At 66.1% G+C, this 12,556-nt stretch carries 11 protein-coding genes and 1 other RNA gene; 4 read left to right on the plus strand and 8 right to left on the minus strand.

Annotated features, from left to right (window positions below):
* Positions 1-98: 98 nt before the first annotated feature.
* The 3 genes from ilvN to miaA form a co-directional block, all read right to left on the minus strand.
* The gene (gene ilvN / locus ACT6UX_RS13985) at positions 99-611 is read right to left on the minus strand and encodes an acetolactate synthase small subunit (RefSeq protein WP_444775765.1); all 513 of its coding nucleotides are present in this window, start codon (positions 609-611) and stop codon (positions 99-101) included.
* The gene (locus ACT6UX_RS13990) at positions 608-2,398 is read right to left on the minus strand and encodes an acetolactate synthase 3 large subunit (RefSeq protein WP_444775766.1); all 1,791 of its coding nucleotides are present in this window, start codon (positions 2,396-2,398) and stop codon (positions 608-610) included. Before ACT6UX_RS13990 ends, ilvN begins: the two co-directional genes overlap by 4 nt.
* 91 nt (positions 2,399-2,489) lie before the next feature.
* A complete protein-coding gene (gene miaA, locus ACT6UX_RS13995; RefSeq protein ID WP_444775767.1) occupies positions 2,490-3,425 on the minus strand; it encodes a tRNA (adenosine(37)-N6)-dimethylallyltransferase MiaA in 936 nt (311 codons plus the stop codon).
* A 50-nt stretch (positions 3,426-3,475) separates the two neighbouring features.
* Here miaA and serB point away from each other — a divergent pair, with 50 nt between their 5' ends.
* Positions 3,476-4,357 (plus strand): phosphoserine phosphatase SerB, encoded by an 882-nt coding sequence (gene serB, locus ACT6UX_RS14000; RefSeq protein ID WP_444775768.1) that lies wholly within the window; start codon positions 3,476-3,478, stop codon positions 4,355-4,357.
* Positions 4,354-5,358 carry an NADP-dependent oxidoreductase gene (locus ACT6UX_RS14005; RefSeq protein WP_444775769.1) on the plus strand — a complete coding sequence of 335 codons (1,005 nt, stop codon included), beginning with the start codon at positions 4,354-4,356 and terminating at the stop codon, positions 5,356-5,358. The genes serB and ACT6UX_RS14005 overlap by 4 nt, the downstream gene beginning before the upstream one ends.
* Before the next feature lie 89 nt (positions 5,359-5,447).
* On the opposite strand, the gene ACT6UX_RS14010 is transcribed toward ACT6UX_RS14005, so the two are convergent.
* The 3 genes from ACT6UX_RS14010 to hflK all read right to left on the minus strand — a co-directional run bounded on the left by ACT6UX_RS14010 (position 5,448) and on the right by hflK (position 9,249).
* A complete protein-coding gene (locus ACT6UX_RS14010) occupies positions 5,448-6,932 on the minus strand; it encodes a DegQ family serine endoprotease (protein WP_444775770.1) in 1,485 nt (494 codons plus the stop codon).
* A 209-nt stretch (positions 6,933-7,141) separates the two neighbouring features.
* A complete protein-coding gene (gene hflC / locus ACT6UX_RS14015; RefSeq protein ID WP_444775771.1) occupies positions 7,142-8,029 on the minus strand; it encodes a protease modulator HflC in 888 nt (295 codons plus the stop codon).
* Positions 8,026-9,249: an FtsH protease activity modulator HflK gene (gene hflK, locus ACT6UX_RS14020; RefSeq protein ID WP_444775772.1), complete on the minus strand. Its 1,224-nt coding sequence runs from the start codon at positions 9,247-9,249 to the stop codon at positions 8,026-8,028. The genes hflC and hflK overlap by 4 nt, the downstream gene beginning before the upstream one ends.
* A gap of 150 nt (positions 9,250-9,399) precedes the next feature.
* Between hflK and apbC the strand changes: the two genes are divergently transcribed.
* Entirely contained in the window at positions 9,400-10,545 is a 1,146-nt protein-coding gene (gene apbC, locus ACT6UX_RS14025) for an iron-sulfur cluster carrier protein ApbC (RefSeq protein WP_444775773.1), read from the plus strand.
* A gap of 72 nt (positions 10,546-10,617) precedes the next feature.
* Here the strand turns inward: apbC and ACT6UX_RS14030 are convergent, their stop codons facing one another.
* Positions 10,618-11,166, minus strand: coding sequence for a GNAT family N-acetyltransferase (locus ACT6UX_RS14030; RefSeq protein ID WP_444775774.1), 549 nt, complete (start codon positions 11,164-11,166; stop codon positions 10,618-10,620).
* Positions 11,163-12,101, minus strand: coding sequence for an FAD-dependent thymidylate synthase (gene thyX / locus ACT6UX_RS14035; RefSeq protein WP_444775775.1), 939 nt, complete (start codon positions 12,099-12,101; stop codon positions 11,163-11,165). Before thyX ends, ACT6UX_RS14030 begins: the two co-directional genes overlap by 4 nt.
* A gap of 79 nt (positions 12,102-12,180) precedes the next feature.
* On the opposite strand from thyX, the gene ssrA reads away from it, so the two are divergent.
* Positions 12,181-12,501, plus strand: a transfer-messenger RNA (tmRNA) gene (gene ssrA, locus ACT6UX_RS14040).
* Positions 12,502-12,556: the final 55 nt, after the last annotated feature.

The following is a 12,556-nucleotide window of genomic DNA, read 5'->3' on the forward strand; positions in this document are numbered from 1 at the left end:
ACAAGGCGCCGGCCAACCTGGCCGAGATCGAGGGCCGGGTGGCCTCGATCAAGGGCCTGTCGAACTACTAAAGGTGCTGAGCGGGGAGCGGCGCGGCGCTAAAGCGCCTCGCCGCCGCGCGACATGGCGACGATGCCGGTGCGGACGACGTCGACCAGGCCCAGCGCCTCCATCAGGCCGATGAAGGTCTGCACCTTGTCGGTGTTGCCCGTGACCTCGAAGACGAACGAATCGGACTTGGCGTCGATCACCTTGGCACGGAACACGTCGGCCAGGCGCAGCGCCTCGACGCGCTTTTCGCCGACGCCCTTCACCTTCACCAGCGCCAGTTCCCGCTCGATGTGCGGGCCTTCGACCGTGAGGTCGCGCACACGATAGACCGGCACCAGACGGTCGAGCTGCGCCTTGATCTGCTCGATGATCATCGGCGTGCCCTTGGTCACGATGGTGATTCGCGACTGGCTTTCCTTCGCGTTGGTCTCCGCGACGGTCAGGCTCTCGATGTTGTAGCCGCGGCCGGAAAAGAGGCCGACCACGCGCGCGAGGATGCCCGGCTCGTTGGCCACGAGGACGGAAATCGTGTGGGCGACGATAGCGGAATCCTTGCTCACACCAGCACCATGCCTTCTTCCGACACCTTCGCGGACTGCTTGTCGTCCGGCCCCAGCAGCATCTCGTTGTGCGCCGCGCCCGACGGAATCATCGGGAAGCAGTTCTCCTTCTCATCGACGATGACGTCGACGATGACGGGATGCTTCAGCTCGATCATCTCCTTGATCGTGTCGTCGAGCTTGGCGGGATCGTCGCAGCGCAGGCCCTTGGCGCCGAACGCATCGGCGACCTTCACGAAGTCAGGCAGCGATTCCGAATAGCTCTCGGAATAGCGGCCGCCGTGCAGCAGCTCCTGCCACTGCCGGACCATGCCCATGTAGTGGTTGTTCAACACGAAGATCTTCACCGGCAGGCGATACTGTGCCGCCGTCGAGAGCTCCTGGATGTTCATCAGGATCGACGCCTCGCCGGCCACGTCGATGACCAGCGCCTCGGGGTGGGCGATCTGCACGCCCAGCGCCGCCGGGAAGCCGTAGCCCATGGTGCCGAGGCCGCCCGAGGTCATCCAGCGATTGGGCTGCTCGAACTTCAGGAACTGCGCCGCCCACATCTGGTGCTGGCCCACTTCGGTCGTGATGTAGTGGTCCTTGTCCTTGATGTGGTGGTAGAGCCGCTCGAGTGCATACTGCGGCTTGATCACCTGCTTGTTGGGCTTGTAGGCGAGGCAGTTGCGCGACCGCCACGTCTCGATCTCGGCCCACCACGCCTTCAGCGCCTTCTGGTCGACCTTGGGCTGCTTCGCCTTCCAGGCCTTCACCAGCTCTTCCAGCACGATGCCGGCATCGCCCACGATGGCGAGGTCGACATGGACGTTCTTGTTGATCGACGACGGATCGATGTCGACGTGGATCTTCTTCGAGCCCGGCGAGAACTTCGTCAGGTTGCCAGTGATGCGGTCGTCGAAGCGCGCGCCGATGTTGATCATCACGTCGCAGCCGTGCATCGCGAGGTTGGCTTCGTAGGTGCCGTGCATGCCCAGCATGCCGAGGAACTGCTTGTCCGACGCCGGGAACGCGCCGAGGCCCATCAGCGTGTTGGTGATCGGGTAGCCCGTGAGATGCACGAGCTGCGTCAGCAGCTTGGACGCCTTCGGTCCGGCATTGATCACGCCGCCGCCTGCGTAGAAGACCGGGCGCCTGGCATTGGCGATCATCTCGATCGCCTGCTCGATCTTCTTCGGGTCGGGCTGGGTCTGCGGCCGGTAGCTCTTGTGCGTCACCGCGACCTTGGGCGGCGCCACATACTCGTGCTTGTTCATCAGCACGTCCTTGGGCAGGTCGATCACGACCGGGCCCGGACGGCCGGAGCGCGCCACGTAGAAGGCCTCGTGGACCGAGCGGGCGAGATCGCCGACCGATTTCACCAGGTAATTGTGCTTGGTGCAGGGGCGTGTGATGCCGGTCGTGTCGGCTTCCTGGAAGGCATCGTTGCCGATCAGGTGGGTCGGCACCTGGCCCGTCAGGCAGACGAGCGGAATGGAATCCATCAGCGCGTCGGTCAGGCCGGTCACGGCGTTGGTCGCGCCGGGACCGGAGGTCACCAGCACCACGCCGACCTTGCCGGTCGAGCGCGCATAGCCCTCGGCGGCGTGCACGGCCGCCTGCTCGTGGCGCACCAGGATGTGGCGCAGCCGGTTCTGCTTGAAGAGTGAATCGTAGATCGGAAGGACCGCACCGCCGGGATAGCCGAAGACGACCTCGACTTCCTCGTCGATCAGGGCTTTCACCAACAGATCGGCGCCAGTCGTGGCGGACTCCTCGGGCTTCAACACAGCGATCTCCTTCATGACAAATGTGCCGCAAAACGGGGGTTTTGCGGCGCGGGAACATAGGGGCGGCGTTTGGAGCGGTCAATCGAAAAGATCGAAACGCAAAGTTTCACCCCGCCAGATTGTCCAAATATTTCTCAATCTCGCCCAAAGCCTGCTCGGGCCTCCGGTCGAACACCAGATCTGGCGCCATCTGGTGCCGAAACCACGTCATCTGGCGTTTCGCGTATTGCCGCGTATGGTCGACTGCAATACGGCGGACATCCGAGAGCGACAATTCCCCCCGGAAATACCGGAAAAACTCCGGAGCGCCATGGGCCTTGAGCCCCGGCCAGGCCGGATCGGGGCGCTCGTCGAAAACCGCACGAACTTCGGCCTCCACGCCCTGGGAAAGCATGACGTCGAACCGATGCTCGATCCGGTCCCTCAGCCAGACGCGGTCGGGCACCAGCAGGACGGTCACGAATTGCCAAGGCGCGGCAGAGGCCTCGCCCCGCTGCCACTCGCTGAGCGGCCGCCCCGTGGCCTGCCAGACCTCCCAGGCCCTGACGTGACGCTGGCGGTCCTCCGGCTTCAGCCGGGCGACGATGGCGGGGTCGTGGATGGCCAGCCGATCGCGGAAAGCCCGCGACCCCAGGGCCGCCCAGTCGGCATTGGCCTGCTCGCGCAGCTCGGGCGGGGCGTCGGGAATCGGTGCAATTCCGTGCATCAGGGTCCGGATATAGAGGCCCGAGCCGCCGCACAGGATGGGCACGCGGCCGGTGGCCAGAACCCGCTCGATCTCGGCCGAGGCGAGTGTGCGCCAGCGCGCGGCCGATACGGTCTCGCTGAGCGGCAGCACGCCATAGAGCGTGTGCGGCACCCTCGCCCGCTCCTCCGCACTCGGCTGCGCCGTCAGGATCGGGAAGGCGTCGTAGGTCTGCATCGCATCGGCATTGATCACCGTGCCGCCGCGCCGTTCGGCGAGGTCGAGCGCCAGCGCCGACTTGCCGCTGGCGGTCGGTCCGGTGACGACGATGACGGGGGTCTGAGCGTGCGATGTCATGAGCGGCGCACTGTTTGCAAATCCGCGACCCCGCCGCTAGAGCCGGGAGCGTGAAAAACGTCCTCGTCCTGATCTCCGATCCCGCCCGCCCCGCCGTGACCGATGCGGTCGTGGCCTCCGCCATCGAAGCCCTGAAGAGCAGCGACGTCACCGTCGGCGCGCCCGACTGGCTCGACAAGGGCATTGCCTGCGACCTGCCGTTCGACGGGACCGCCCCGTCGATCAGCCTGGCCGGCGTCGATGCGGTCGTTCTGCCGGCGAACGGACGCCGCAAGAAGCTGCTCGTCGCGGACATGGAATCGACCATGATCCACAACGAGATGCTCGACGAGCTGGCCGACTTCCTGGGCCTGCGCGAGAAGATCGCCGGCATCACCGCCCGCGCGATGAACGGCGAGATCGACTTCGCCGGCGCGCTCGAGGAGCGGGTCGGCCTGCTGAAGGGCCTGGCGGTCGGCCGGCTCGACGAGGCCGCGACCCGCATCCGCTACATGCCGGGCGGCGCCACCCTGGTCGCCACCCTGCAGAAACACGGCGCCTATTGCGCGCTGGTTTCGGGCGGCTTCACCTACTTCACCGCCATGGTGCGCAAGGCGCTGGGCTTCGACCTCGATGCCGCCAACGTGCTGGAGCATGACGGCACGTCCCTGGCCGGCACGGTGGCGCATCCCATCCTCGGCAAGGAGGCGAAGCTCACGACCCTGCGGCGCCTGGCCGGAGAGCGTGGCCTTACCGACGCGGACGCGATAAGCGTAGGCGACGGCGCCAACGACCTGCCGATGCTGAAGGCCGCTGGCCTCGGCGTCGCCTTCCACGCCAAGCCGGCCGTGGCCGCCCAGGTGCCGGCTCGCATCGACCATGGCGATCTCACCGCGCTGCTCTACCTGCAGGGCTATCGCCGCAGCGACTTCGAAGAGAGGAAAGACCCATGACCGACATCCAGCAGATCGTCCTCGCCAAACGCCCCGAAGGCGACGTCACCGCGGACTGTTTTCGCAGCGAGACCGTTTCCCTGCCCGCCCTCGCCGAGGGCCAGATTCTGATCGCCCAGCGCTTCCTGTCGCTTGATCCCTACATGCGGCCGCGCATGACCGAGCTGCGCTCCTACACGCCGCCCTTCGAGCTCGACAAGCCGCTGACCGGCGGCTCGATCGGCGAGGTCGTCGACTCGAAAAACCCGCGCTTCGCCAAGGGCGACATCGTGATGGGCATGCTGAACTGGGCCAGCCACACGGTCCATGACGGCAAGGGCCTGCGCAAGATCGACCCGGCCGGCCTGCCGCTCTCGGCCTATCTCGGCGTGCTGGGCATGCCGAGCTTCACCGCCTGGTACGGCATCAAGCACATCTGCAAGCCCAAGGCGGGCGAGACGGTGTTCGTGTCGGCCGCGACCGGTGCCGTCGGCCAGGTGGCGGGCCAGCTCGCCAAGCTCGCCGGCGCCCGCGTCGTGGGCTGCGCCGGCGACGAGCAGAAATGCCAGTGGGCGGTGCGCGAGGCGGGCTACGATGCCTGCTTCAACCACAAGACCGAGAGCGACGTGGGCGCGGTGCTCGACAAGCTCTGCCCGCAGGGAATCGACGCCGATTTCGAGAATGTCGGCGGCAAGATCTTCCATGCCGTCTTCGCACGCCTCAACAACTTTGGCAGGGTCGCCTTCTGCGGCGCCATCTCCGAGTACCAGGACGCCGCGCCGATGGCCGGCCCGGAGAAGATGTTCACCATCGTCCAGCGCCGCCTGACCCTGCAGGGCTTCATCGTCTCCGACCATGTCGCCCTCATGGGCGACTTCGTGAACGAGGTCGGCGGGCTGGTGGCCTCCGGCAAGCTGAAGAGCCGCGAAACCGTAATCGACGGCCTTGCGAAGGCGCCCGGGGCCTTCATGGGCCTGCTGAAGGGCGAGAACTTCGGCAAGCTGGTGGTGAAGGTCGGTTAGGCCTCATTGGAGCGCGCCACTGGAGTGGCGCGCTCCAAAGCAAAAAGGCCGCGCGATGCGCGGCCTTTTCCATTTGTTGGCAGCGAAAGCTACTTCTGCAGCCTGAGCGCGGCGAAGCGTGGGTCGCCCTGACGCTCGACGAAGAGCAGCACGGAGCGCTTCTTCTGCTGCTGCAGCTTGGTCACGAGATCGGTGACCTCCTGCGGCGTCGTCACCGGCTTCTGGTCGACCTCGAGGATGACGTCGCCTGGCTGAAGCTGCTTCTCGGCGGCCGGGCTGTTGGACGCCACCTTGGTGATGATCACGCCCTTCACCTGGTCCGACAGGCCATAGCGCTCGCGCAACTGGTCGGTGACCTTCTGCAAGGTCAGGCCGAGCTGCTCGATGGTCGAGGTCACCGGCTGGTCGGGCTCTGCCGGCTTCTTCGAACCCTGCGCCGAGGTGTTCTGCTTCTCGGCCTCTTCCTGTTCGCCCACCCTGAGCTTCAGGGGCACTTCCTTACCACCGCGCCAGACGACGACGTCGACCGTGCTGCCGACCCGGGCATTGGCCACGACCCGCGGAAAGCGGCGCAGGTCGAGCACGTCCTGCCCGCCGAACGAGAGGATGATGTCGTTGCGCTTCAGGCCCGCCTTGCCGGCCGGACCGTCGGCCGTGACATTGGCCACCAGCACGCCGCGGGCGCGATCGAGGCCGAAGGAGTCGGCGATGTCGTCGGTGACGCTCTGGTAGCTGACGCCGATCCAGCCGCGCTTGACCTTGCCGAATTCGCGGAGCTGGTCGGCGACCTGCTTCACCATGTTCGACGGGATCGAGAAGGCGAGACCCGCATTGGTCCCGGAGGGCGAGTAGATCGCCGTGTTGACGCCGATGACCTCGCCATCGGTGTTGAACAGCGGACCGCCCGAGTTGCCCTTGTTGATGGCGGCGTCGGTCTGCAAGTAGTCGTCGAGCGAGTCGTTCAGCGACCGTCCGCGTGCCGAGATGATGCCCGCCGTCACCGAATGGCCCATGCCGAAGGGATTGCCGATCGCGATCACCCAGTCGCCGACGCGGGACTTGTCCGAATCGCCCCACTTCACGGCCGGCAGCGGCTTCTTGTTGGGCGGCTCGACCTTGAGCAGGGCGAGGTCGATACGGCTGTCCGAGCCGATCAGCTTCGCCTTGAGCTGGGTGTCGTCGCGGAAGATGACCGTGATGTCCTCGGCGCCCTGGATCACGTGGTTGTTGGTGACGATGTAGCCGTCGCCGTCGACCACGAAGCCCGAGCCCAGCGACGTGCCGCGGCGCTTCTGCTGCTCTTCGCCACCGCGCTTGTCGAAGAAATCCTTGAACAGTTCCTCGAAGGGCGAGCCGGGCGGAAGCTGCGGCATGTCTCGAAGACGCGGCCCCTGCTGGGGGACGTTCTGCGTGGTCGTGATGTTGACGACGGTCGGCATCAGTTTGTCGACCAGCTCGGAGAAGCTCTCCGTCGGTTGACGAGCCCATACGGGCTCCGCCGCCACGAGGCCTAGCGACGCGATCGCCGCAAGCGCGGCCCCTCTGAAATAGCCTTGCAAATCAGCTAGAATCACGACCGACCTCCAACGGCGCTCAAGGCCAAACGGTCGATACGGCCGGCGCCGCGCGTTAGAGTTCCTGTCTAACTGCGGGCCGATTGTGGCGCAAATAAAGAGGTCGTTATCGAGCCCGGTTTTGCGGGGTTTTGGACACCTGACCAAAAAGAAACCGGCGGCGTGACAAGAGTGCCACAGCCGCCGGTCGGTACGATATTTGCCGCTTCCTAGGGCTTCGGCGCCGGCAGCCCCGCGGGGTCGTTGAAGAAGCGGAAGAAGTCGTTGTCCGGGCTCAGCAGCATGGTCGAGCCGCCCGAACCGAACGCCTGCTTGTAGGCCTCCATGCGCCGGTAGAAGGCGTAGAAGTCCTTATCCTTGGTGAACGCCTTGGCGTAGATCTCGGTCGCCGCCGCGTCGCCCTCGCCTCGCAGGATCTGCCCCTTCAGCCCGGCGTCGGCCTTGATGACGGCCACCTCGCGGTCGGCCGTCGCCTTGATGCGGGCATTCTCCTCGTCGCCCTCGGCGCGGAGCTGGCCGGCCTCGCGCTCGCGATCGGTCTTCATGCGGTTGTAAACCGACTGCGAGTTGGCCTGCGGCAGGTCCGCCCGCTTGATACGCACGTCGACCGTCTGGACGCCCAGTTCCATGGTCTTGACGTTCACCCGCCGGGTGATGTCGTCCATCAGATTGGCGCGCTGGTCGGTCAGCACCGCATGCAGCGGCACCGACGACAGGACGCCGCGGATCTCCGAGTTGATCAGCGAGTCGAGCAGCCCGCGCAGGGTCGTCTCGCCTCCCGGCACGGTCTGCGCATAAAGCTTGGCCGCGACGATCTTGTAGCGGGCATAGGCGTCGACCACGAGCCGCTTCTGGTCGCCGGCGATGATCTCGAACTCCTCGGCTTCATAGTCGAGCAACCGGCGGTCGATCCGCTGGATGTCCTGGATCAGCGGCAGCTTGGCGTAGAGGCCGGGGTCGGTCTTCGGCTCGCCGACGATGGCGCCGAACTGACGGACCAGAACCTGTTTGGTCGGGTCCACCGTGTAGAAGGTCTGGCTCACGAGGAAGCCCACGATCGCCAGCGCGACCAGCGCGATAATCGAACGGTTGCTCATCGCGTCGCTCCCGGCAGCGGCTGAGGTGCGCGCGGCGGCTGCGGCCCGACGCCCGGAGTCTGGCCCGAGCGCAGCTCGGGCAGCGGCAGATAGGGCAGCACGCCGCCATTGTTGGTCGTGCCCTTGTCGACGAGCACCTTGTTCACGTTGCGCAACACCTCTTCCATCATGTCGAGGTAGAGACGCTCGGTCGTGATGTCCTTGGCTTTGGCCCACTGCTCGTAGACCTGGTCGAAGCGCTGGGCGTCACCGCTCGCCCGCGCCACCGTCTCCGCCTTGTAGGCTTCGGAACGCTGGATGATGGATTCCGCCTCACCCTTTGCGCGGGGAAGCTGCTGATTGCGGTAGGTGTTGCCCTCGTTGATCAGCTTCTCCTTGTCGGCGCGCGCCGCCTGGACGTCGCGGAAGGCCGCGATGACTTCCTGCGGCGGGTCCACGCGCAGAAGCTGGATCTGGGAAATACGGACGCCGAGCCCATACTCGTCGAGGATGCCCTGCAGCAGGTCCTTGGTGTCCTGCTCGATGCGGCTGCGGCCCTCGGTCTGCGCATACTGGAGGTTCGACTTGCCGATCACCTCGCGCATCGCGGCTTCGGCGCCGGCACGTACGTTCTCCTCGGGATTGCGCACGTCGAATGCGTACTTGTAGACGTCCTTGATCTGCCACAGCACCGCGAACTCGATGTCGACGATGTTCTCATCGCCGGTCAGCATCAGGTTTTCCGTCGAGGTTGGACGGGGTCCGCGCGTATAGGGCGTGTTGGCCTGGTTGCCACGCGAGCCGATGACCGTACGGCGCTGGTCCTGCACGTTGACCACCACGACATTGCCGATCGGGGCGGGCAGATTGTAGTGCAGGCCGGGCTCGACCGGCTTCCCATAGGGCTTGCCGAACACCAGCTGGATCGCCTGCTGGTTGGGCTGCACGCGGAAAAAGCCGGTGGCGAGCCAGATCACGAGTGCGCCCAGCACCACGAGAGCGATGCCCTTGTAGGTCCCGAAGCCGCCCGGCATCAGGTCCTTGAGCCGTTCCTGACCCTTGCGGATCACGTCTTCCATGTCGGGCGGGCGCCGCGAGCCGAACGGACCGCCGCCACCACCACCACCACCGCCTTTGTTGCCACCGCCACCGCCGCCGCCCCAGGGACCACCGCCGCCGCCGCCGCCACTACCGCCGCCGCCGCCCCAAGGGCCGCCGCCGCCGTTGTTATTCCACGCCATTTTTCACCTCAGGGCCCCTGCTGCCGCTTGTCACCGCGCTTGGGCGCGTTGTCGCTTTTGATTTCCAGACGCTCTGCATATATGTGACGGCAGGCCCACCTTCAATCAAGCGGCGGACGTGAAATTGCGCCGCAGCGAAAGCAGCAGAACATGGCGGAAATCACCGAATCGGCCGTCCGCAAGGTTCTCGATACCGTGATCGATCCGGTGACGGGCCGCAGCGTCTCGGCACTCGGCATGGTGAGCGGTGTCGCAACGCGCGCCGGCCACGTCGCCGTCACCCTCGAAGTCGATCCCGCGCGCGGCACGGCACTCGAACCCCTGCGCCAGGCCTGCGAACAGGCGATCCGCGCGATGCCCGGCGTTCTCTCGGCGACCGCGGTGATGACGGCAGAGCGCGCCGCGCCCCCCCCACCGCCCGCACCGGGCGGCCATCACGGCCACAGCCATGGCGCACCCGCGGCCAAGACGACCGGCGGCGGCGGCCGCATTGATGTGCCGGGGGTGAAGCACATCATCGCCGTGGCGTCCGGCAAGGGCGGCGTCGGCAAGTCGACCACTGCCGTCAACCTGGCGCTCGGCCTCGCCGCCAACGGGCTCACGACCGGGCTGCTCGATGCCGACATCTACGGCCCCTCCATGCCGCGCATGCTGGGCGTGACGGAGAAGCCCGAGTCGGCCGACGGCAAGATGCTCAAGCCGATCGAGAAGTACGGTCTCAAGACCATGTCGATCGGCTACATCGTGAACGAGGACACGCCGATGATCTGGCGTGGCCCCATGGTGTCGAGCGCGCTCGAGCAGATGCTGCGCGACGTGCAGTGGGGCGACCTCGACGTGCTCGTCGTCGACATGCCGCCGGGCACCGGCGACGCCCAGCTCACTTTGGCCCAGCGCGTGGCACTGGCCGGCGCCGTCATCGTCTCGACGCCGCAGGACATCGCCCTGGTCGACGCCCGCAAGGGCCTCAACATGTTCCGCAAGGTCGCCGTGCCGGTGCTCGGCATCGTCGAGAACATGAGCTATTTCCTCTGCCCGCATTGCGGCGAGCGCTCGGAAATCTTCGGCCATGGCGGCGCCCGCGAGGAGGCCGAAAAGCTCGGCGTGCCGTTCCTCGGCGAAGTCCCGCTCCATCTCGACATCCGCACGACGTCGGACAGCGGCCATCCCATCGTCGTCTCGAAGCCCGACAGCGCGCATGCGCAGGCCTACAAGAACATCGCCGGCCGCGTCTGGAAACAGCTCTCCGCCAACCAGCGCGGCGCCCGCAAGGCCCCGAACATCGTGGTGCAGTGACTGATGTCGTCCTGAGCGGCAGCGAAGGACCTCACCGAGCGGCCAGACACGGACCTTTGACGACAGAAAAATCTAGCCGCGCTGGCGGGTCTTCTTGGGACGCCAGCCTGGGCGCCATTGGCCGATCAGGCCGTGGACGCCGATCATCGAGCCGGCGACCAGTTCCAGCGCGAGGAAGCGGCGGTCCTCGACCCAGCCGGGGAGCTGGATGTTCAGCGCGAGATCGCGGCGGAAGCCGAACTGGTTGTAATATTCGGGATCGCCGACCAGGATGATGCGGCTGTGGCCCAGCATGCGCGACTGCGCCATCGAGTGCCACATCAGCGCCTTGCCGTAGCCCAGCCCGCGCAGCTCGGGCGAGATGGCGAGCGGGCCCAGCATGACCGCCGGCCACTTGTCGTTGATCAGGATCGGCCAGTTGCGGATCGACGCCACCATCCGGTCCTTCTGGTCGATCGCCACGAAGCACAGTTCGCGGATCGGCTTCACGCCCTCGCGCAGCCGGTACACCGTCTTCTGCTGACGCTCGGGGCCGAAGGCCGCCTCGTTCATCTCCTCGACCGCCGTGTTGTCGCGCGGCCGCTCGCGCAGCAGCCTGAGCCGGCCGGGATCGCGGATCACGTCGCCTGACCGAGCGACGCCATCAGCTCGCGCCATTCGCGGGCGCTCAGCCCGCTCGACTTCTGCTCGACTTTCTCTCCCGCCAGCATGCGCTTGACGATGGCGAGGCCGGTCTTGGAGAGATGCGTGCCGCCCAGGCGATATTCGACGAAGGCGTCGTGACTGATCGGGCACCAGCGCTTCAGCGTATCGAGCATCGTCTCGGCATAGACGCGAATCTCGTACTGCGCATGGGCATCGGCGCGCAGCGAGAGGAAATGCATGAGATTGTGGAGGTTCGTCTTCCAGTACCACTGGGTATAGAAGCCGAGCGACAGGTTCATGCGCGCCAGTTCGCGCGCGAGGCCGGACCGTTCGGGATCGAGCGGTGCGCCGCCCTCGCCCTCGTTCAGCATCTCGAGATAATGCTCGTAGACAAGCTCGGCGTCCTGCTTCAGCAGGCCGAAGACGCGCTCGGCCTCCTTGCCCGCCAGCACCTGATCCCGGCCCTGGCGGTTCATCGCGCTCTGGGCGGCGAGATGCTCGGGCTTCGGCACATAGAATTCGTTGTCGAGGATCGAGTAGCGCGCGGAATATTCGTTCACGTTGGCGGTGCGGTGCCGGATCCACTGCCGTGCCACGAAGATCGGCAGCTTCACGTGGTACTTGATCTCGCACATCTCGAACGGCGTCGTGTGGCGGTGCCGCATGAGATAGTTGATGAGGCCGCGATCCTCGCTGACCTTCTTGGTGCCGCGGCCGTAGCTCACCCGCGCGGCCTGCACCACGGCGGCATCGTCGCCCATGTAGTCGACGACGCGGACGAAGCCGTGATCGAGCACGGGCAGCGCCTGATAGAGGATCTCCTCCAGCGCCGGAGCGACCGGACGCAAGGTCGGCTGGGCGCCGGCCCGGGCCTGGTCGATTTCTGCCTGCTGGTCGCTGGAGAGGGGCATCGTTCGCTGTCCTTCGTTTCGCCGGGCTTTATGCGGGGATTCGGCTGCGGCGGGCAAGGAAGGATCGAGGCGCCGGACATGTCTTCAAAAAGCCGGCGGAAGCGCCTATATGGAGGGTGTCGGGCAACCGACTATGGCGATAAACGCCGCGTGACATAAGCGTTTCGGACCCGGGGGCAGTACCCGGCGCCTCCACCATTCCTCTCCGCCCTCGGGCGGAACCGATGGGGGCGAACCAGGATCGACGAGCGTGGTAAAGACGCGGTTTTTGCCCGGTATGGTTCCGCCGTGACGGGCCATTCACAAGTGCTAACGATAACACCGTTACACTCGCTGCTGCCGCCTAAACAGCGGACGTAAGCGCGGTCCGGGGGGCACCGGGCAACAGAAGCCCCCCACTTTCCTTCCGGCCAATTGACGGCTATTGCCATCGTTGACTCTCCGGCAGGGCGGGT

This window comes from Reyranella sp. (assembly GCF_052439685.1).
Lineage (GTDB): Bacteria > Pseudomonadota > Alphaproteobacteria > Reyranellales > Reyranellaceae > Reyranella.